At 36.5% G+C, this 21732-nt stretch carries 23 protein-coding genes and 1 pseudogene; 5 read left to right on the top strand and 19 right to left on the bottom strand.

What is annotated here, in order from left to right; all coding sequences use genetic code 11:
- Positions 1-18: 18 nt before the first annotated feature.
- From DWX29_RS04575 to DWX29_RS04505, 13 genes and pseudogenes are all read right to left on the bottom strand, one after another.
- Positions 19-624 (bottom strand): annotated as a pseudogene (locus DWX29_RS04575) (Rpn family recombination-promoting nuclease/putative transposase); the annotation flags it as partial.
- A gap of 424 nt (positions 625-1048) precedes the next feature.
- On the bottom strand, positions 1049-1801 hold the full coding sequence (locus DWX29_RS04565; protein WP_243053229.1) for a S1 RNA-binding domain-containing protein: 753 nt from the start codon (positions 1799-1801) through the stop codon (positions 1049-1051).
- 168 nt (positions 1802-1969) lie between these two features.
- Positions 1970-2578: a hypothetical protein gene (locus DWX29_RS12775; RefSeq protein WP_022088051.1), complete on the bottom strand. Its 609-nt coding sequence runs from the start codon at positions 2576-2578 to the stop codon at positions 1970-1972.
- The gene (locus DWX29_RS13025; RefSeq protein WP_022088052.1) at positions 2550-2675 is read right to left on the bottom strand and encodes a hypothetical protein; all 126 of its coding nucleotides are present in this window, start codon (positions 2673-2675) and stop codon (positions 2550-2552) included. The genes DWX29_RS12775 and DWX29_RS13025 overlap by 29 nt, the downstream gene beginning before the upstream one ends.
- A gap of 5 nt (positions 2676-2680) precedes the next feature.
- Entirely contained in the window at positions 2681-3697 is a 1017-nt protein-coding gene (locus tag DWX29_RS04555) for a DUF5688 family protein (protein ID WP_118565261.1), read from the bottom strand.
- Positions 3698-4101: 404 nt separating this feature from the next.
- Positions 4102-4929, bottom strand: a complete 828-nt coding sequence (locus tag DWX29_RS04545; RefSeq protein ID WP_118565259.1) for a PC4/YdbC family ssDNA-binding protein — start codon at positions 4927-4929, stop codon at positions 4102-4104.
- Between the two features lie 51 nt (positions 4930-4980).
- On the bottom strand, positions 4981-5238 hold the full coding sequence (locus DWX29_RS04540; RefSeq protein WP_118565258.1) for a uroporphyrin-III methyltransferase: 258 nt from the start codon (positions 5236-5238) through the stop codon (positions 4981-4983).
- A gap of 15 nt (positions 5239-5253) precedes the next feature.
- Positions 5254-6567 (bottom strand): helix-turn-helix transcriptional regulator, encoded by a 1314-nt coding sequence (locus DWX29_RS04535; protein WP_158574500.1) that lies wholly within the window; start codon positions 6565-6567, stop codon positions 5254-5256.
- 627 nt (positions 6568-7194) lie between these two features.
- Positions 7195-8103, bottom strand: a complete 909-nt coding sequence (locus tag DWX29_RS04525; protein WP_117854893.1) for a radical SAM mobile pair protein B — start codon at positions 8101-8103, stop codon at positions 7195-7197.
- Positions 8091-8780, bottom strand: coding sequence for a radical SAM mobile pair protein A (locus DWX29_RS04520; RefSeq protein WP_118565255.1), 690 nt, complete (start codon positions 8778-8780; stop codon positions 8091-8093). The genes DWX29_RS04525 and DWX29_RS04520 overlap by 13 nt, the downstream gene beginning before the upstream one ends.
- Positions 8777-9214: a radical SAM mobile pair system MarR family transcriptional regulator gene (locus tag DWX29_RS04515; protein WP_117676378.1), complete on the bottom strand. Its 438-nt coding sequence runs from the start codon at positions 9212-9214 to the stop codon at positions 8777-8779. The genes DWX29_RS04520 and DWX29_RS04515 overlap by 4 nt, the downstream gene beginning before the upstream one ends.
- Before the next feature lie 242 nt (positions 9215-9456).
- The gene (locus DWX29_RS04510) at positions 9457-10752 is read right to left on the bottom strand and encodes a tyrosine-type recombinase/integrase (RefSeq protein ID WP_118350638.1); all 1296 of its coding nucleotides are present in this window, start codon (positions 10750-10752) and stop codon (positions 9457-9459) included.
- 86 nt (positions 10753-10838) lie between these two features.
- Positions 10839-11468 carry a helix-turn-helix transcriptional regulator gene (locus DWX29_RS04505; protein WP_118350640.1) on the bottom strand — a complete coding sequence of 210 codons (630 nt, stop codon included), beginning with the start codon at positions 11466-11468 and terminating at the stop codon, positions 10839-10841.
- Between the two features lie 171 nt (positions 11469-11639).
- On the opposite strand from DWX29_RS04505, the gene DWX29_RS04500 reads away from it, so the two are divergent.
- From DWX29_RS04500 to DWX29_RS04480, 5 genes are all read left to right on the top strand, one after another.
- Entirely contained in the window at positions 11640-11870 is a 231-nt protein-coding gene (locus DWX29_RS04500) for a helix-turn-helix domain-containing protein (protein WP_004843519.1), read from the top strand.
- Between the two features lie 140 nt (positions 11871-12010).
- Entirely contained in the window at positions 12011-12325 is a 315-nt protein-coding gene (locus tag DWX29_RS04495; RefSeq protein ID WP_015515802.1) for a hypothetical protein, read from the top strand.
- Positions 12325-12684 carry a hypothetical protein gene (locus tag DWX29_RS04490; RefSeq protein ID WP_015515801.1) on the top strand — a complete coding sequence of 120 codons (360 nt, stop codon included), beginning with the start codon at positions 12325-12327 and terminating at the stop codon, positions 12682-12684. The genes DWX29_RS04495 and DWX29_RS04490 overlap by 1 nt, the downstream gene beginning before the upstream one ends.
- Positions 12654-14375 (top strand): MobA/MobL family protein, encoded by a 1722-nt coding sequence (locus DWX29_RS04485; RefSeq protein WP_118350641.1) that lies wholly within the window; start codon positions 12654-12656, stop codon positions 14373-14375. The genes DWX29_RS04490 and DWX29_RS04485 overlap by 31 nt, the downstream gene beginning before the upstream one ends.
- On the top strand, positions 14353-15060 hold the full coding sequence (locus DWX29_RS04480; RefSeq protein WP_008394183.1) for a DUF6040 family protein: 708 nt from the start codon (positions 14353-14355) through the stop codon (positions 15058-15060). Before DWX29_RS04485 ends, DWX29_RS04480 begins: the two co-directional genes overlap by 23 nt.
- Positions 15061-15255: 195 nt before the next feature.
- On the opposite strand, the gene DWX29_RS04475 is transcribed toward DWX29_RS04480, so the two are convergent.
- The 6 genes from DWX29_RS04475 to DWX29_RS04450 form a co-directional block, all read right to left on the bottom strand.
- Positions 15256-17583, bottom strand: coding sequence for an FtsX-like permease family protein (locus tag DWX29_RS04475; RefSeq protein ID WP_006859032.1), 2328 nt, complete (start codon positions 17581-17583; stop codon positions 15256-15258).
- Positions 17584-17597: 14 nt separating this feature from the next.
- Positions 17598-18263 (bottom strand): ABC transporter ATP-binding protein, encoded by a 666-nt coding sequence (locus DWX29_RS04470; protein ID WP_006859033.1) that lies wholly within the window; start codon positions 18261-18263, stop codon positions 17598-17600.
- Positions 18264-18414: 151 nt separating this feature from the next.
- Positions 18415-19446, bottom strand: coding sequence for a HAMP domain-containing sensor histidine kinase (locus DWX29_RS04465; RefSeq protein WP_006859034.1), 1032 nt, complete (start codon positions 19444-19446; stop codon positions 18415-18417).
- Positions 19443-20132, bottom strand: coding sequence for a response regulator transcription factor (locus DWX29_RS04460; protein WP_009265522.1), 690 nt, complete (start codon positions 20130-20132; stop codon positions 19443-19445). The genes DWX29_RS04465 and DWX29_RS04460 overlap by 4 nt, the downstream gene beginning before the upstream one ends.
- A gap of 249 nt (positions 20133-20381) precedes the next feature.
- A complete protein-coding gene (locus DWX29_RS04455) occupies positions 20382-20621 on the bottom strand; it encodes a DUF6061 family protein (protein ID WP_006859036.1) in 240 nt (79 codons plus the stop codon).
- A gap of 308 nt (positions 20622-20929) precedes the next feature.
- Positions 20930-21706 carry a hypothetical protein gene (locus DWX29_RS04450; RefSeq protein ID WP_118565254.1) on the bottom strand — a complete coding sequence of 259 codons (777 nt, stop codon included), beginning with the start codon at positions 21704-21706 and terminating at the stop codon, positions 20930-20932.
- Positions 21707-21732: the final 26 nt, after the last annotated feature.

Raw genomic sequence — 21732 nt, 5'->3', positions numbered from 1 at the left:
TTATTTATGTTCACTGTTCTATTTAGTTATTCTGTATTTTCTCATTAGTGCCTTCTGGTATTCCTCATCATTTACTGCCTTTTCAATTTCTTCATATTTATTTTCTGATATTAGCATTTTTATCAGCTTACTCATATCGTCTATTCCTTCTTTTCTTCCTTCTTCCTTTCCATTCCTATACTGCTGATTTAATTCCATCTGATATGACATATACTCTCGCCTCCATTGGTCATTTCTTTTGGCTTCAAACACTTTCTTATCAATTTTCTTAGCAAGTTTGCTTTCCGGTTCTTTGTCATCGAAATAATCTAATAATAATTTCAACTCTTTGCTTATGCCGCTTCTATCTCCCTTGGTATTTAAGAAAATTTTATGCGTTCCGTCATTTAATTTTAATTCCGGCTTATTAATACATATATTTTCAAATTCATACATACTTTTATTGCTTTTAAAAAAATCAAAAGTGCAAATAAAAATTACATAACTTGTATTAAGTATATCATATGCTTCACCTTTTTCAATCAGGTTTAAATCAATAATATCCTGATAATATCGTGATCTTTTAGGTAGTTCTTCATATTTTGTCGTTTGCATTTCTAAGTTAAAAACCGTATTTTCATCATCTTCAACATAATAAAAGGCGTTCTATGAAGCTATTACACCATAGAACGCCTAATATTAACTTTTTAATCGTCTAATATATATATCAATTAACATTATTACCTATATCCCTATAATTGGTTAATCATAATATTCATATGATATTTTTTTCTTTTTCTATCATAAACAATATCTACATTTCCGATTATGTCTCTGTATTCAGAAAGAAAGCTTCTAATCTCGTTTATGTCTCTTGATACTGTTTTTTTAGATACATCATATTTGTAGGATAACTCCTGAGTTGAAAATATTTGTCATTAATCCCCATATAAAATATATCTAAAATTCTATATTTTTTGTCAGGTAATTCCATAAATAAACACCTCACTCATATATTGATTTAGAAGTTATCATGCTAAGATTACCGTCTCAATTTCAAAATTGAAATTTAATCTAATTTAAATCCACTAAGTAAACTTCCTAAAGAAGTTCCAATACTTTCCACTTCCTGCATGTTGTTTTTTATTTCCTCTTCTTCCTGAATTCTTTTTTCTTCCAACAAATCTTTAATACTTAAACTTATCTTTCCGCCATCATTTTTAATGACTTTTGCCTTCACAATCTGTCCTACTTCCAGAGCTTCTTTTGGAGATTTAATATGATCCATGGAAATCTGTGAAATATGCACCAAACCTGTTACATCGTTTCCTAAGTCTACAAAAGCACCATATGGCTGAATAGATTCTACTTTTCCTTCAACAACAGAACCAACCTCTATCTTTGAAACAGCCATCTCTCGCTGCGCCTTTCTGGCAGCTGCACTTTCTTCACGAAGAATTTCTCTGGCTGATAAAACGAGTTTGTTTTTTTCCATATCCGCTTCAATAACACGAACTCTAATATCTCTGCCTAACCAATCATTTGTATCTTCCACATGATTAATATCTAATCTGCTAACCGGGATAAATCCTCGCACACCTTCCACTAAAGCAATCACACCTTTATTTACGATTCCAGAAATCGTAACCGACAGAATAGTTCCTGCCTCCTTATATTCATTAATCTTTTCCCATGCCAACAAAGTATCTGTATCATACTCTCCATTTCCCATATGTGCATAAGACTCCTCTAATGCCTGTCCTAAATCTTCCATTTTTTCTATTTCGTTTTCTGCTACATTGTCCATTGTTTTTTCTTCCATTGTGCTTCTCCTTATCACAAATTTTTATTTATCTGGAGTCATTGTATCATATTCTCATATAAGGTGCAAAAAGGAGTTTTGATTAGTTAAATAACGTTAATCTTAATTACATGAAATTATTTTACTCGTATTGGCTTAATCGTTAATCTAATAAAACTTATTTGTTAATTAAATAATTCTAATGATTTGCTCATACAAGCAAATACTTTCGCTATTAATAGCCTGATCAACATGCATATGTCCAAAGAAATGTTTTTTATAATTTGTAGTTGCCTTAATTTCTTCCAAATAGTTAGTCAAAACATCTGTCTCATACAATCCTACGCCTCCAATCAAATATAATTCTGATGTACTAGGACTATGACTGATAATATAATCTACTATATTATTATTTCTTTTTAATACATCCATTCCATGTTTCATTTCTTCCTCTGTTGGAAGTTCTTCTTTCCACCAGCTAATATCTTTTACTCTAAACCCATACTTGCCTTGTCTTTCTAATTCTTTAGCTTTTTCTTTCCAGTTATCTGGGCATAAAATGCCATCTGAAATATCATGACTGCTTGCCCCACCAAAAGCAAAGAATTTTCTACTTTCAATCGTAAATATAGGTTGAAGCTTGCTGTTAAAATTGATTACACACAATGCTTCCCTGTCTAAATCCCTTATATAGTCTCCAACTACCATTGCCACCTTTTCAGGAGAAGTAAGTTGTTCTTCAGATAACAGAGGTCGCTCATTAACAAGCCTAATCGATACCTGATTTATCTTTTCCATCTGTTACCACCTCAATTTTAACGACAAACTCTTCATCCTTGTTTAATTTTGAAATTTCACTCTTTATTATCTCCTCTAATTTCTTTTCAAAATCCACTACGACTATCTTCCACCTCTTTCTGTGTTTTCTCTTGCCCCAAGGTCCACATCATTTAGACTTTTGTTTATTGTGTCTGTTGCCAGTCTTAAAGTCCTTAAATCCTTGTCATATTGATAAACCTGATTTGAAAGTCGGTCGTTAATGTCCACCTGTTCCATGTTTACTTCATAAACCATTTCAGCAAGCTCCTCTGGTGAGCCAAAATCTGCTGACACCGCAATAACTTCATGAACACTTGAAGGTAAAATATATAAGTCACTGCCAACTCTTTCTGCTAATTCGTGAATAGGTTCTTCATATAACATTGATGCTGCGCCAAACAACTTACTTTCATTTGTAATGACATACATACAATTTTCATCAGGTGTTTCCTGCATCACTTCACTGAACTCCTTTTGCATTTCTTCATCAATTCCACTCTCACCAAATATCATTTCACCAATGACTTCATTCATATTCTTAATTGATACCGGAAATAACTCCTTTGTGTTTTTACTTGCAGCATTATATAAATCATTCTCTGTAAGACCTTCTTTTTCTGCCAAATCATTGTTAACAAGATTTGTATATGTTCCCATTGAATCTGACCCAATATTCCATCTGTATACTATTGCCAAATCTTCAAATTCTCTGTGTGGAACAGTATTTAACAGTTCCCTGTTCTGCTCAGCATTTATTAGAGAAAAGAAAACCTTGTCTTTTAATTTTGATGTATCCAAACATTCTTCCTTAATCTGACTGTTAAATGACTTAATTCCATATTCCATTGTTTCTGCTGCCATTCTTGCAATCTCCTCGTAATCACCTGTTTTCTCATATTTCTCATATAAGTCATTTACATACAATGTTGGTGTTGCATTTTTTAATCCCGGTATGTCCAACATATTCAAGCCATCAACCTCACGGTTGGTCTTATTAACTTTTCTGATTACAACTTCACAATCCTTGTATTTTTCATCCATATAATCTTTAATGTCATCCTTAATTCTTTCCTTAAATTCTTCGTAATTTAAATTCATAATTGTCCTCCTAAAAAATTTTGTAAATTCTACTATTTGCTCTTTTCCTCTCTATGGTGGAATAAATAAAATGCTTTCACTATTCATACGACACCTCCATTTTTGCAATAAAAAATGCCCTACTGAAAAGCAGTCAGTTTCTAAAACTACTGTTTTCAATAAGGCATTTATTTATTTTAAATTTAAAGATTTAAAGGTTTGTTCCTTTCAAACTCTATGGTTATATTTTACTATTGGGGTGTTTGAATGTCGAATTCTGACGTGGATGGAAATTAGAAGAAAACACCATATATTGGTTGAAATTTTGAAATGATGGGTAATAGAAAAGGTTGGGACCCGGGGTCCCAACCTTATAGATTTGACTTCACAATGAAATTTCAAATAGTTTCAGAGTAATTATATTTTTAGTTGCAAATAAATTTATGTACTCCATATAATGGCTTTTTTTCATTATAACCTCTTAAGTAATCTCTATCACTTCTCCACTTTTTTACTGATTCCTCCATATTTGACTTATTTTCATTAAGTTTTATTAGCCAACTAATATGTCTAATTGCTTTTTCTTTTGTAAATATCTCCTCAGCTATTGCATATTTCAAAACGTTATGTCTATAATCATCTGAATAATCGTCATTTGAATTTACTGTATATCCAACTATTTTAAGAATTGATTGTTCACTCAATCCTCCAGCCTCTTGTTCTTTGGAATATTCTTCATATTCTTTTTTTGATACAATCTGGCATAAAATTCTTCCTTTTTTCATTAAAGTATTATATTGATAATTTGAAATATAATACTTTTTACAAGTTTTACATTTTCTTGCAGGTAGCTTAATTTCCTTAACCTTTCCATTATAATAATATGGTACTATAACCGTAATGTCCTGGCAGTTATGTCCTTTTTTCATGCAATCTTCATATGCACCATAAACTATAAAATTTCTATAATCCATAAGTTCTTCCACATTTTCCTCAACACTATTATTTATAAAAGGAATTTCTTCTGTCTCTTTTTTATCGTGCTGTTCATAACCTAATTCTCTTCCTAGTGCAATGTATAATGTTTCTAAATCTTCACGTTCCAATGTAATACCTTTTTTAGGCTCTCCATCTTCCCATTTGCGCAAATCGTATTTAGGTTTTCCATTATACCATTTCACCTCATTAAACTGTATACTTACCGAATTCCATTCCTTTATTTTAGAAATGTGCCGTATTATCTCGTACTTCATTCTTTTATTCTCCCTTATCTTTTATATCTACTTGTCCTATATGCCTTAATATTAATCAAAATTATAATCATCCGGATCAAATCCTGCATCTTCTATTGCTTCTCTTCTTTCGTCTTCGTCCATACATTCCAGTTCTAAAGAATCCAATCCAGCTTCCTCTAATTCATCCTCCATCTCATAATTTTCCTCTGAATCTGCGCCATCTCCAAAAATAACATCATCCATTACTGCAGACTCATATCCATCAAGTTCGCCATCGCCATCAAAATCAAAATCTGAATCATATAATCTTCCATCTTTTCCTAACATAACTATTTTCCTCCTCTATTTGCTTACTTTATATAAATTTCTCACTAAATCTGCCAAACCATTTTCTTCCCATTCTGTCGGAAAATCAAAATATGCTGAAACAAGATTCGGCACCATTTCGTTAATTCTCAACAACTGTTGTTCTATTTCTTCTTCATATTCTGAATTTGCCCCAAGAATATTCTTTTTTATAAATGTTTCTATTTCATCTTTAGAATACCAATACAGTGGATTTTCTCCTCCATGCTCTTCTAATTTTGAAGTAAATGTTTCTGTCAAATGATTCACTGAATTATTTATTAAATGTTCCAATTCGGCATCAGCCTGTATATTTTTTTGTATTTTTTCATATTTTTCAGATGTATCTTCATTACAATTTATTTCATCTAACCATTCATCACAATCCATATGCATATCCAGCATATCATAATCTATATATTTTTTTAATTCGTATATAAGATTATTATATTGTCCTTCATAGACTTGATCACATAAATAATCAAATTCTGCTTGCACTTCTTCAGAACAATTTTCATCAAACAATTTAATCATATAATCAGCTTTTTCTCTTGTGATTTCCATTATCATGCTAAAAACTATATCAACATATGCTGTTTTTCCTATGTAATAGTTTTTTAAATATCCCAAAAAATCATTTTGTGCATCATATGCTTTCTTCAAGAAGCAAATGTAATTAACTCTAAATCCATTTTTAACAGATAAATTTCTAATTATTTTCTCTGCTGGCTCACTATCTATATATGCTTGATAACTTCCATGTCCTTCACACACCATTTCATATGTTTTAACATTTTTATAATCTTCCACCTCGTTTTTTAAACCACCTATATGCTTTAATGTTATAACACCTTTTGCGGTTATAAAAATAACATCATGTTCCTTATTATAAAAATCAATATACTGTTCTCTAACACATAATCCTATTTTTTCTAGTTTGAAAATTTCTTTTATGACGCGTTCTTGAGGCAGTCCAAATAATAAACTTCCATCTAACAGCTTTGATGCCTCTACTTTTCCACCTTCATCTAAAAATAATTTCTTACTTTCAACCAATATAGTAAGTATTTCTTTTCCGATTTCTCCAATGCTTCCTTCTTCATCTACTTCATCCGTCATAAGATCATGACCTAATGCACTTGATAGATATCTGATAATATCTATGTCATGTATCCCCTCTTTCTCATACTTAGAAATATTCTGAGGAGTTGTTCCAACCATATCTGCAAGTTTATGTTGACTTATTCCTAATGCATTTCTAAAGCGCCTACATCTTTGTCCAATCTCTACGGCCATTGATTTGTTATCCATGATACATTTCCTCCTTGTTCTTGTTGGAACCATTATCTCAAATTTTGTTTTTTAATAACATAAACATTTTCTTGAATCTCTCAACTAATTATTGATATTAATGTTTTACCAAATATATATAGTCCTTACCATTATGATTTGATTTTGAACTCTATAGCTATATTCTACTATTAGTTGTCTAATTATTAGTTTTTACATAGTTGATTTTTTTTGTGGGAAATTAATGCAAACGAAAAAGGTTGGAACCTATCCCAACCTAAAGCATTATAAATTTATATATTAACTAATCCATTCATCAAGAAACTTCATTTGCTTTTACATATCTACAATTGTTGAAATAAAATAATAATTTATTCAAATATAAAGTTATCAATCCGACATCTTTTTATTAATTTCATCCAATAAATAAATTGTTTTATATATCTTATTACAACTCTTACACTGCCAGTCACAATTATTCTTTTTAGCCTTTTTATGTAGTAATTCCAGTTTACTGCCACATATTGGGCATTCCGACTTTTCATATTTCCATAAACTTTTCAAAAAATTTAGAGCCTCATTTCTGTTTTCAAAATTAAGGTCGTTCAATATTACTCTGTCCAAGAAATTTACCTCCTAAACTGGAAGTTAGCGATTTCTTTTTCCGGTATTCTCTGTCCCACGGATTTCCTCATGATAGAAATAATCTACGATCACTGGATGTCCCTGCGGGACTCTGCCATAAGGCATTTCATTATCCACAAAGGCACAATCATACTTCTTAGCCATTTTCTCAGCTTTTACTTCAAGTGCTTCAAAGTAGCTGCGGTTATGCTTGTTATAGATCTCGTCGTAAAGTGGTACAAGATCAGGATATTTTCCGGCGATATAATCCATAATTATCTTTTTGAAACCGCCTCGAAGATTGAGATTTTCGAGCCAGAACAGATCGCACTGATCCTTTACCCGCTCAAAGATTGCTTCAAAATCCGTGATACCGGGGAATACCGGGGATACGAAACAGACTGTACGGATACCTGCCTCATATACCTGCTTCATAGCAGCGATACGGTGCTCAATGCTCGAAGCAGAATCCATATCGTTCTTGAAATTTTCATCTAGTGTGTTGATCGACCATGAAACGGTTACACGTCCAAGCTTCTTCAACAGATCAATATCCCGTACCACAAGATCCGACTTTGTGCAGATCAGAATATCTGCGTCACTGCCGATCAGCTGCTCCAGAAGTTTTCTGGTATTCCCGAATTGCTCCTCCTGTGGATTGTAGCCATCTGTCACAGAACCGATGACCACCCGCTGTCCGGCATATTTCTTCGGATTTTTAATTTCTGGCCAATGCTTCACATCAAGGAAAGTGCCCCATTCCTCCTTGTGCCCGGTAAAGCGCTTCATAAAAGAAGCATAGCAATACTTGCAGGCATGTGTACAGCCCACATAGGGATTGACCGAGTAACCGCCTACCGGCAGACTAGACTTAGTCATGATGTTCTTTGTTTCCACCTCACGAATGAGGATTCCATTCATTACTTCTTCCATGATTTCTGTACCTCTAATACTTTATTAAATTCTTCCGGCATTTCCTGAATCATATTTTCATCCCCTATGATAGGGACAAGGTCTTCCTTCATAAACACCGGAATGCCGAGCTTATGTGCCTGGTCCGTCAGAGACCATGCCCATTCCGGCTCCGTATGAATCTTCCTGTTCTGAGCTCCGGTCATGGTGCCGACAACGATCCAATTGATTCCGGAAAGGTCAACTGTGCCGGGATCATCGAATAACGGCTCAAAGGTAACATGGTAATGTTTTGCTCTGACGTTTTTCCGAAGGGCGTCGATACGCCACAGTTCTGCTTTCCTCGTCACCGTAACGCCAAACCATGCGTTTTCCAGATCGGTATCAAAATCCAGCAAATCAGGTCGCTTGGTAAGGAACAGGAACTGATGCTGTGGATTTTCACGGATCTTTGCAAATACCTCGTCTCTCCATTCCGGCTTCCATCCGGAGAGATCGCTCATGCCGGTAAGAAGAAAGTTCTGCGGACGTTTCTTTTCCATCATCTTGAGCTTACCCGGAAAGAATTCAGGGTCAGCGAAGTCATCAATCATATGCCAGCGTTTCACGTTGTTGCGGGCATAGCAATATGCACACCCCACTGTGCAGCCAATGACGATATTCATGTTCTGAATCTGATTTTTGATACAAATACTCATGACTTCTGCCACTCCTCAAGATTCTTTCTGATGCGGTCGAGGCATTCCTCAAACCGGGTAATTTCTTCCTCTGAAAAACCTTTGTAGTAAATACTGCCCATCTCATCAGATACAGAATCGTACTCGCCCTTTAAGGCATGTGCTTTCTCAGTCAGAAACAGGAGTGTCTTCCTTTTGTCCGTTTCAGACTGAACACGGCTTATCAGCCCTTGTTTTTCCATTCTTTCCAGCATCGTAGTAAGAGATGTTATCGCTAATCCGCATTTAGTCGAGAGTGACCTGATTGAAATACCATCCTTCTGCCACAGCACATAAAGAATACGCCCCTGGGCTCCATTAAACGCATCAATATTCTTTTCACTGAGAATCTTCTCGAAAATCCGGTCTCCAAGCTGTTTTATTTTGGTGACAAGAAATCCTCCATTCATTTCCATACAAAAGCTCCTATATAGTAGTTTATCAAGAACATACTATATAGGAGCTTTATTGTCAAGAGTTTATATGTCTTAATAGGTAAATTCCGTTTTTTTCAATTCTCCAAACTGGAATTTATATAATTATCTCTCTAACTTTCCCCATTTTATAGGCTTTCCCGCCTGTCCATTAGTGAAATGATATGTAGTTTCCCTTATTTTTACCCTTATGAGATAATCACAAGGGAAATAAGGGAATTTTTTTAATCATTGCCTACCACTTTATCAAGAAGCCTAACCGATTTTCGTTTAGCATCTCTTGTGGAGTGAGCATAGACATTCATTGTGGTACTTACATCTGAGTGTCCTAACAGTTCCTGCACATCTTTTGGGGCAGCTCCATTTGCTAAAAGGTTGCTTGTATAGGTGTGACGTAACTGGTGGAAATGAAAGCCTTCAAATCCCTCTAATGTTTTTGCCACCTTTCTGCAAACAGTCCCCAAAGTAGTTGGAAGTTCCAGACAACCATCCGGTCTTAAACAGACGAAAGAAATTTCTTTATAATCTGCCGGGACTTCCTCTGTTCTGTCTAAGCAATAATACTCGTAGTACACTCTGTTTTTCTCTTTGACCGCTTTGTAGTAGTTCGTGTGATAAAGTTCTCCGTACTGCATTCGATTTTTTAACTGCTCTTTCCGGGCATTACGGAAAATCTCTACCAGCGTATCTCCAAAATCAACAATCCTCACTTTTTTCCGCTTGGTTGGTCCGATGATATATTTGCGCTTTGAGCCATCGTATCGGATGCTACGTCTTATGGTAAGGCATTGTTCTTCCAGATTTACGTCCTGCCACGCCAAACCGCAGGCTTCTCCAATACGAAGCCCGGCATAATAGGCTATCTGGATTGGAAGTATTGCGGCTGGGTTCTTTTTTTTCAGATAAGCAAGCAATCTTTCATAATCTTCTCGTGAAATTGGTTGGATATTTCCGTCCATGTCCTCGTCTGAAAACAAATCAACTTCATCCGTCTGATACCGCAGTTTAATATACTGCATGGGATTAAACGTAATATACTGTTTTGGAAATACTGCAAAGCGGAAGGACTGCTGCATGACTGCGGAAAAAGAATGGATGTAATCTTTGCTGTAACCCTTTCTCTCTTTTCCGTCGGGATGAACTCCCCCGAAGGAAAGCAAATCAAAAAAGGATTGCAAATGCTCAGAGGTTACATTTTTTAATTTCCGTTCTGCCAGCGGATGTTTCTTAATATTTCGGATTGTTCCGAGGTAATTCTCCACAGTACCATTGCTGAGCGTACCTGTTTTTAATTCCTGCTCTGCCCACACATCCAAAAGTTGTCCGACTGTGAGATTTTCCGCTTTGGCAACAAATTTCTTTTTCTCATAATCATCCATTGCCTGACGGAGCAGTTTTTCAGTTCCACTTTTGCTTTCTGTTCCAACGCATTCTTTCTGAACAAGATTGCCGCTTGCGTCCTCTACATAGAAGCGGTAGTACCATTTCTTTCCTTTTTTTCTTACAGATCCTTTTGCCATAATCGTATGTCTCCTTTCGATATTAGACAATCGGAACTGATGAAATGCTTCGTGCGTGTAAGTATATCATAACTCCGGCTGTCTTACTATACCGATTCGGAATCTTCGTATAAGACTTCTGATAAAAGATTTGCAAGCCTTTGCTCTGCTGTTTTGGGTTTCTTGGAATAGAGCCTTACGATGTCTGCCATCTCATTAAAAGCATTGATGGTGTGAGTGATTTCCCTTAAGAACATAATCTCATTATATTCATCATTCGATTCAAACCCTATTGTTTTGGCAATATCCGTCTGACCAGCATTTCCCTTGAAGTTTTTGCAGGCGAACTGGAAGGAATCCAAAAACAGACCATATTGTTTTAACATCAGCAGTAATAAATCTTTTGAAAAAGCATCTTCTTCTTTGGTAAGGGCAAGCGGTAACTGTTCCAGAATATCTCCCATCGCATCACGAATCTGTAATTCTCTCTTATCCGTAATGTCGGTTTCATATTCATCTGTTTCCCCTTTGAGCCATTCCACAGATACATGGAGTGCTTCCGAAAGACCTTCCAGCACCATTTTTTTCGTATTGTCAATCGAACCATTCTCATAACGCAGGATTGTAGAAGCGGTAACACCCATCTTTTCTGCGACATAAGGCTGTGTCAGATTCAATTCCAGACGGCGCTGTTTTATTCTGCTGCCTATCAGCTTGCGTAGTTCTTTATCTTTCATGCTGACTGCCTCCTTTTTCGGTATGTATGAATTATAGCATTGTTTTTCTGAAATTGCAATATGCAATATAAAAATTATTTTTAATATTTCGTAACGCTTGACAAAAAGATTTGGAAAGGATATACTTACATCGCAAGAATTGCATAATGCAATTTATAAGGAGGTGATTATATGACGCAAAGAAAAATTGCATTATCCATCGAAGAAGCTGCTGATTATACGGGAATCGGCAGAAATACCTTAAGACAGCTTGTAGAATGGAAGAAACTTCCAGTATTAAAGGTTGGTCGCAAAGTCCTGATTAAAACCGATATTCTGGAAATGTTTATGGAAGCGAATGAAGGTCGTGATTTGAGGGATAGAGGAAATGTAAAAGCCGTAACAAGAACTGCGGCAAATTAAAAAGGCGGCTTCCAAAGAAACCGCCAAAGGTTCTATCAGACCGAAGCCATGATATACCTACACGCAAGAAGATTATACCATGTGCTTCTTCTGATACGCAACCGAGAACTTATGTTTGCAAAAGAAAGGGGAATGTAATCATGGCAAAATCAACAAAAAGTTATGAAGAACGAATGCTTGAAATGGAAAAAAGGGAACAGGAAAGCCTTGAAAAAGCAAAACGATATGCAGCACAGAAGAAAGAACTTCTGAAACGAAAGAAAACCGAGGAAAGTAAAAAACGAACCCATAGGCTCTGTCAGATTGGCGGTGCGGTGGAATCCGTTCTTGGTGCTCCTATTGAGGAAGAAGACATCCCAAAGCTGATTGTTTTTCTGAAAAGGCAGGAAGCCAATGGGAGATTTTTCTCAAAAGCAATGCAGAAAGAAACCAATACCGATATGGAGGAAGTGTAATGGCAGAGGGGATGAGTTTTTCATTCCCTTCATTGCTTTTTCATGAAGGGCGCACTTATGGACAACCAGAGGTCGTCCCAATAAGTTTGCCACAAGTGTCAACCGGTCTGCGCTCACGCTTGCCGGGCTCGTTCCGTCGGCGGGGCTTTCAGCCAGACCTGCTCATGCCGCAGGAGGCACTCTTCGCCAGAGAGGCGCATTCCATGCAGGCTGCTATGCGCAGGGCACTCTTACGCAGAGGGAGTTCCGGCAATGCTGCTTTTTCTAAAACTGAAAGCAATGTTGCCGGAAATCTATGCCGGATACGTCAGAAAGGAGGAATCCAGACATGGCGATTTTTCATTACACAATCAAAATAGTCGGACGAAGTAAAGGGAAATCTGTTATCTCCGCTTCCGCATATCTCAATGGGGATGTGATGAAAAACGAGGAAACAGGGAGAATCAGTTATTACACTTCTAAAAAAGAAGTGGTCTACACCCGGCTGATGATGTGCGAAAACGCACCTCCTGAATGGCAGATAGTACCAGAAGAAAATATAAAACGCTTTCAAAAATCTGTCCGATACAAAAGGTCAGAAGATAAAGAAGCTGCTTTAAAAAAATTCAAAATCACATTTCAGAAACAGAGGTTATGGAATGAGGTATTGAAGATTGAAAAAAATGCAGATGCCCAACTTGGCAGGTCATTTGAATTTGCCCTCCCCAAAGAATGGAGCAGACAGGAACAAATTCAATATACAACCGACTATATCCAAAAAACTTTTGTAGATAGAGGAATGTGCGCTGATTGGAGTATCCACGACAAAGGGGATGGCAACCCCCATGTCCATCTGCTTCTAACTATGCGTCCTTTTAACCCGGATCATTCTTGGGGAAAGAAAGAAGTCAAGGATTGGGATTTTGTCAGAGATAAAAACGGAAATATCGTGATTGATGAATCCCATCCGAACTGGTGGCAGGATAAGAAAAACCCTGACCGTCATGGAATCCGTATCCCTGTATTAGACGAAAACGGAATTCAGAAGATTGGAGCAAGAAACCGCCTGCAATGGAAACGGGTGCTGACCGATGCTACTGGATGGAACAATCCAAAAAATTGTGAACTGTGGCGGAGTGAATGGGCAAAGGTATGTAATGAACATCTGCCTTTGCATAATCAAGTTGATCACCGTTCTTATGAAAAGCAGGGAAAACTCCAGATTCCTACCATCCATGAAGGAGCTGACGCAAGAAAGATTGAACAAAAGTTTTTTGCCGGGCAGGAAATAAAAGGCTCGTGGAAAGTAGCGGAAAATCAAATCATAAAACAACAAAACACGTTATTGCAAAAGATACTAAACACCTTTGGGAAAGTATCGGGTGCATTATCATTATGGAAGGAGCGATTAAATGACATTAGAAGAAAGCCGGGAAATTATACCCTTAATGGAATCCATGATTGGGCAAATCGAAGAACAGCAGAACCTAATGGCAGAAATGATTCTGGAAATGCAGAACCGGGACACTCAACTCTCTCTTATGCAAAAACAGAATCAGAAATTACAAAAATTAAACAACGAGTTATCCGAGCTGCTCAACATTTTGCCAAATACCGAGGAACTGCTTTCCAAGATGGAAGAACAGAAAACGAAGATAGAGCTTTTGGAAAACGAAAATCAGCAATGGCAGAAATTGGCACAGAAGCTGAACAGCGAAAACAGTTTATTACTGAAACAGAACACCGAATTGCTGAACTGGAACAGCAGATAGAGAAAGGACGTGATATAGATGAACGAATCCAGAGAATCAAAGAACGCCGAACAGTTGGAAGAACTTCTGCTCTTGACCGAGGAGATACAAGAAGAACTAGAACAGAAAGAACAGCTTATCGTGGAACTGAAGACGCAGCTCAGCGAATCTCTGACCTTGAACGAGAAATTAAACAAAGAGAACAGAGTCGGGAATATTCAAGCATTAAAGAACGACTTGAAGCTGGCAGACAGAGCATTGCGGATCGAGAAAGAGAAGTTGCGAAGCGCAAACGTCATGATAGAGGAATGTCAAGATAAAATATGCTATTTAACACAGGAACGGGATTATGCCCGGACACATCAGAAAATCGTAGAAATACCGGTAGAAAAGCCGGTACTCTATGAAAAATGTGAAGCCTGTAACCGGACAGCCTATCAGAATGCAAAAGCAAAATACGAAACACAAAAAGAGCGACTTGCAGGACAGTATAAAGCAAAAACGGTAATGTTCCAAACAACCTTGTTCCTTCTTGCATGGTATTCATTGACAACCACTCTTTTTCAGGCAGTACAGTCAGATATGTTCCTTGTCGATTGTAAATCATTCTTCAATGATTTAGCATCATTCATACAAACCTTTGTCGGATGGACGATTGATGCCGGGCATTCTGCGGCACAGATTAGTACAAAAATTCCAAATGCTTTTATAGCCGGAATGGTATATTGGTTATTGCTAATATTGATTGTAGGAATATGTATGGCAGGAACAGGGATGCTGGCGATACTGATAGAAATAAAGGTTATAGAATTATATAAGAAAAACTGTTGGGATGTTATTACTCTACTAATGATACTGACAAGTGTTGCTATTGTCATTTATTTTGGAGAATCAATCAAAAAAGTACTGTCAGTAAATCTTCTATTGCTTTTCGTACTTTCGCAGGGCGCATATGTTGGAATTAGATGTTATCTTAAAGTTTGGTTAGAAAAAAGACCATATTAGTATTTTCAACTTACTGTATAGACAGTAAAATTACTCCATACCAGCCTAGTGAAAATTTACTGTATGAAAAGAAGTATTACAGAGAAAAAAGGCTGTAAAAACAGGAACAGCCAGCCCGAAAGAATTTACGGACTGGCTGTATCAGCAGAGTAATGTAATTGTGGAGCTGACCGAGATATGAAAAGCTTTCTATCATCAATTTCGCATTATTGCAATAACAGATTGCTTCTTCCATGAATGAATAAGCAATATTGTCATCAAACTTTCAAGCATAAACATAGCAACAGCAAAAAGAGTAAAAGCAACAACCGGAAATACAAATCCCGTAGACATGCCTGCATTTTTCAAAAATATACCGATTGCATATCCGCCGGGGATTCCAACAACAGCAGTTATAAGCAATGCAATCAAAGTAGTAAAAAGACCTTCCATCATAAATGCTTGCTTCAACTGCTTATTTGTCATACCAATAGATTTTAGTGTGCCCATTTCCTGTTTCTGTGATAAAAGATTTGTCACAGTAAGATTGATTTGATTGATGACCGCAAATATCCACAAGATGGCTGCAATCGCATAAGCTAATGTAAAACCTGCACGATTGTCTGATTGGTGTTCTACAATAAAATCTTGAAGGGTTTGTAAGCGAACATCCCTATTGTCAGAAACGAGTAATTTGAGTTCTTGCTCGATTATCTCCTGATATTCAGCTTCTGCTTGTATTTCGATTGCGTATGTACAGTCATAACCTGCAAGTTCTTTGAGCATATTTTCCGGCATTCTGAAAATATAGCCACCCATTCCATCATTGCTGGAAGTGATTGCACCAATTTTGAATGCTTTTGTTATTGTTTTACCACTATGATTTTTGAAATTAAAGGTCACAGTATCCCCAATTTGAGGTTTCCAATGGTAAACATCATAAATACGTTCGGGATCACTTACAACTAATTCTGTATCATCAGTAATATTTCCAGACAAAACCGCTGCATTTAGCGACGCCAAATCCTTTTCATTATAGCCGAGCATCAAGGTGCTATCTGAAATATCATTGTCTGTTGAGAAATCAACTGGTACGGTAGCATAAGTAAATATATTGCTAACTCCCTCTATATCTCCAACACGCTTTACATAATCAGAAAAATATTCTTTCTGCAAGAGAGCATCCAAATTTTCACTTTCGTTTTCTAAATCAATGCTGATTTTGAAATCTCCGTACTTCATATCCCAATAACGAGCCATACTCTCGGCATTAAAAGAACTCTGATAACTTGCTGCAAGGAAAAATATAACTCCGCACAGTCCCAATGATAAAATGGTCAATAGAGATTTTTTTCTGTTTCTGGAAAAGCTGATTTTCGCTAAATATACAGGCGTAATACGATGTCTTTTGTGAGTGCGGTAATTTACAATTCCCACTGGATTTTTCAGGGCGGAAATTGGAGAAGTATTCGCTGCAATTTTTGCTGGTTTACGAACACTAATATAAACAAGCAGTATTCCAAAAAGGCATGCGCCACATAGAGAAACAATAAATGCAAATACTGACCAGCCTTTTGATTGCAGACAATAGCTGATGATCGTTCCCATGATACTACCAATTAAAATCCCCGGAACTGCAAGCATATAACCCTGTTTAAGAACTATTTTATAAATTTGCTTTTTACTTGCCCCTATTGTCCGAAGCTGTCCGAACTCAGCAACTTTTTGTCCAACCGAAATATAGAAAATGCTGTAAATTACAAGTGCGGCAGCTAAAAACAAAATGGCAGCAACTACACCATATACCGCATAATTACTGAAGGACAAAGTTGTATTTACATAATCATAGTAACTGCTGACTGTCCAATTATTCAGTCCAGTCTCCTCTGAAATTTGAGATAATATTTCTGTTGCTTCGTCTTTTGTAAGGGTATCTGCATTTTCAAGCCAAACATATCCATTAAGCAGGTTATTTCCACGTAATTCCCGGCATTTTTCAAGTGAAACAAAAACAGGATAAGCGGTAGAAGTTTTATCATGATAAATACCAACAATAGTATAATTCTTCAAAGTACCATCCAGATTCAACTGAACTATGGCGTTGATTTCCGGAGACTTATTTTCACTGGCAAAAAAGGCATCTGTAACAGCAATTTCACTTGCTTTCTCTGGATATTTTCCGTCAAAGGCAGGAATCAAACTAAGCATGTCATCATCATAATAAATCAGAGACAGTTCTTTAGAATTTTCTTTCACTGTTTTGATATTACAGGAAAGTCCTACACTTTTTACTTCTTCGTTTGCTAACAACTTTTCTTTACTGTCCTGCGTAATGTCAAAGAAAATCCCTTGATGTAATCCTTCGATTTCTTTCTGATTTTGATAAATGATATTTTGCACTGTGAGCAACGACATCATTATCATAGCAACGGCTACAATAATTGCCGAAAGGCAAAATAAGTTTTTCTTCTTATCAAAACGCACACTTTTTCGTGCTAATTTTTTAATTACTGCACTGGTATCATTTTCAAAAGGATAATTCATAATTCCCACCTCCTTTAGCCAACAATTTTACCATCTTCAATCCGTACAATGCGGTCTGCGAGTTGAGCGATCTCGTTGTTGTGAGTAATCATTACAATGGTCTGATTAAATTCTCCGCTGGTATGCTTCAAAAGCCCTAACACATCTGCACTGGTCTTGCTATCAAGATTTCCGGTCGGTTCATCAGCAAGGATAATCGCAGGCTTCGTAATTAAAGCTCGTGCAATCGCTACACGTTGCTGTTGACCGCCTGAAAGATTGTTCGGCATATTTTCCAGTTTATCTTCTAAAGCCAACATATACACAACTTCGTCCATAAATTTCTGGTCTACTGTATCGCCATCCAGTTCCACAGGCAGGACGATATTTTCATATACATTCAAAATCGGAACCAGATTATAATTTTGGAAGATAAATCCGATGTTACGACGGCGGAAAATTGTCAATTCATCATCATTCTTTTTTGCGAGTTCTTCTCCCCGTACAATCACGCTGCCGGAAGTGGGGGTATCAAGTCCTCCCATCATGTGAAGCAATGTAGACTTACCGCTGCCGGAAGTTCCAACTACGGCAACAAATTCTCCCTGTTCCACAGTAAAATTTACACCATTAAGGGCACGAGTAATATTTGGTTCTGTGCCGTAATACTTCTTTAAGTCGATTGTTTGTAAAATGCTCATATTCAAATGCTCCTTTCAAGGCTTTCTATCTGTTGATAAAGCCATTGTAAACCACAAATGTTACACAAATGTCCGAGATAGAAAAAATTTTTATCGAAAATCAGAGTGAAATGTTACAACGCTCGGACATTTCAAAAAAAGTGGTTATATCTTACCTTACAGGAAGCATAATAGAAAATTCTGAGCCTTGCCTCAGCTCTGAAACAACCTTGATATAGCCCCCTTGCCTTGTTACAATCTCACGAGCCAAATACAAACCTATTCCCACACCCTGTTGATCGTGTACTTCTTCCTCACGATAGAAGCGCCGGAAGATGGCAGCCTGATTGCTTTCTGAAATGCCCTTGCCGGTGTCGGTCACTTTGACCTCTACGTACATTTCCCACTGAACCACTGATACAGAAATCTTTCCACCTGACGGAGTGTATTTTACTGCATTGTCCAGCAGATTGAAAAGGGCTTCGCTTGTCCACTTGCTGTCATGGGAGATTATCAAATTTTCCGGGCAATCCACGGATACAGCAATTTCTTTTTTCTCTGCGGCATATACAATACTGCTCATGGCTTGTGCAAGCGTATGGAATAAGCTGCTGTCTTTCTTTTCTAATCGTATTGCTCCGGTTTCCAACCGGGACGTTTTAACCAGTGCTTGGAACAGAAAATCCAGTTTATCAGTCTGACTACGTATGCCTTGTAAAAAGTCCATCCGTTCTTCTTCTGAAACAGGCTTTGTTAAAAGTGTGTCCGTTACCATTTGCAAATTGCTGACAGGCGTTTTAACTTGATGTGAAATATCAGAAATCAGCATTTGAAGCTCCTGTCGTTCCATGTCTACCTTGTGCCGGTTTTTCTGCATAATCTCATACAACCGAATTAAGCGGTGGTTGATACGGGCAAAAAGAGTTTCACTATCATTTGACTTTTGTAATTCCTCGTTTCCATCAATCATGTTGTCCAGCGTCCGGCACAAATTAGAAGTAAAATGAGAAAGGCGTTTTCCAAAAATCAGCACCAATAGCCAAATCCAGAAAAACGCACAGAGTGTCAATGTTCCACCCACTATAAAAATTCGTATATCCTGCATTATACCGCCGAAAATACCGGTAATTACCAGCATAGAGAAAACCATGCCAGCACTAACCAGTCTACAAATTTTCTTAGCAGAAAGGTTATTCAGATTCATTTCTTTTCGCCTCCTGTCCATTGATACCCCATACCATAAACCGTTTTGATATATGTGTCGCCATCCGCTTCAATCTTACTGCGAATACGGCTGATAGAAGTAGTAAGGGTATGTTCATCTACATATTTTTCATCAACATCCCACAGTTTTTCTAAAAATTGTTGGCGAGTAAGTACCTGCTTCGGATTTTTAAGAAATAGGTTCAACATTTTATATTCCATCGCAGAAAGTGCTAATGGTTTCCCGTTCAAACTTGCAAATTGTTCCGAAAAATCCAGAAACAAGCTACCATCCTCGTAAATATCCTTAGCTGGTTTGTGATGCTCCAACATAGCGAACATGGCTTTGATTTTTCGCTGCAAAGCACTAATCGAAAAAGGTTTCGTGATATAATCCACTGCACCAGCTTCATATCCCCGTATCTGATTGCTTTCCTGATCGTTGGCAGTTAGAAATATAACTACTGTATCAGGATGCTCTGGCTTGATAAGACGGCATAGGTCATAACCATTTCCGTCTGGTAAATTTATATCCAGCAATACCAAATCAAAAATGTTTGTTTTTAATGATTCAGCGGCTGTCCTTGCATTCAGAACAGAAGTTATTGTGTAACCGTCCAATTCCAAATTATAAGTAAGCGTTTTATTCAAAAGATTATCATCTTCGACAATTAAAATATGCTTCATATTATCACTTCCTTTTCTTTTTGCAGATAGTATAACAGGCAAATGTCCGAGAATTGTTACAAGGACAAATATATTTTTCATTTTACAGCTTTTTTCTGTGTACTGCAATTTTATAAAAGAAAGGACAGCAGTGTCAAATTGCTGTCCTTTCTTTTATCATAGCTGGTAGTGTATAAGCGTGGGTTCATCATATCGGGTGTGGTATCTTTAACTACAGGAAACTCCCTACAACACTATCTCACTTCTTGCTTAATAAAGTTCTAATGAATCTTCTGTATCCACCCACATCTGTAAATTGCCATCAAGATATAATCTTGCATATTCCAAAGGCTCATCCACAGCCAATGAAGTAAGCGCACATTCTGATCCATATGTGGTTTTTAAATTTTTTTCAGCTTCCCAGCAATCAATGCGAAGCATATATCCAGCACTTGTGTAAACATCAATACTATCGTGGTTTATATTATATTCTGCATAAATTGTTCTCATCGTATCTTATCTCCATTTTCTTTTGATAATCAGTTACAGAGTTAAATATCGAAAACATTTCAATCAGTTCACCATGTCGTTATTGTTATATGTTATATTGTGTTATGAAATTTTCTTTCCCTTAATTTTTCCCATATTAAGGTTCATGAAAAGCAATGGGAAAATGTAACACAAGGGAAAGAGTAAGGGAAAGTTCACTTGCTACAAACTTAGTATTTTCAAGGGTTTGCGAAGAATTTGATAATCAAATATAACAGTTATTAAATTTCCTAAAATATGTGAAATATCAACTGGAATTTGTCTCTTTCTTACCCATTAGCAATCTGAACCAATTTATCAATTATAACTTGTGGTATCTCGCTATTTTCATAACCTTGTTTAATAGATTCGATTGCATTATCTATATTGTTATTCTTTGCATATAAAAACGCTCTGATATGACACATATACGGAACATATATATGGGGTAAAGTTACTATCCTCTGATTAAGAACAGTAATGGCATCATCAACTGTTTGTACATTATTTATCCACTCTCTTATCAGTGGGATATTTTTGTCTATCACATTTTTTATATATTCCAATACAAATTCCATATCGGACGTGTAGGTAGGTATTTGATATTGAAAACTTGTGCATTTCCTTGGATTATAAAATTCTTCCTTTGTATATCCACAGTCTTGTTCTCTTTCATCCTCTATGTGATTATACCAAGCATCAGCAATGTGTATTTTTATAGAAATTTCTGTCCGATGCCATGTCAACTTATTTTTACTATTGATATCAGGGATAAAATCATAATTATATCCCCAGCGCAAGTATATGTGATTTCCTCTTGGATAACATAATTCGACCACAAAACGCCGATTAGCACTCCATTCAGAGTGCCATTTTTTTATCTTTTCATTATATTTCAACCCGAATTCTTCTGACAACCTTCGAGATATGTATTCGTCATAAAGTTCTCTTTTAATATAGTCATCACCATGTAAAAACTTATCTTTATACTCTTCTTGTGATAATATTTCATTTGATTCCCTTTTTTTTGAACAAAAACCCTTACTCAATACATCAAATAGACTCATAAGTAACCTCCATTATTGCAAATCAT

The organism is Eubacterium sp. AF19-12LB (assembly GCF_003479125.1).
GTDB lineage: Bacteria > Bacillota > Clostridia > Lachnospirales > Lachnospiraceae > Eubacterium_U > Eubacterium_U album.
Note: the sequence above shows the minus strand (reverse complement) of the source record. Positions and strands in the feature narration are given on the sequence as shown.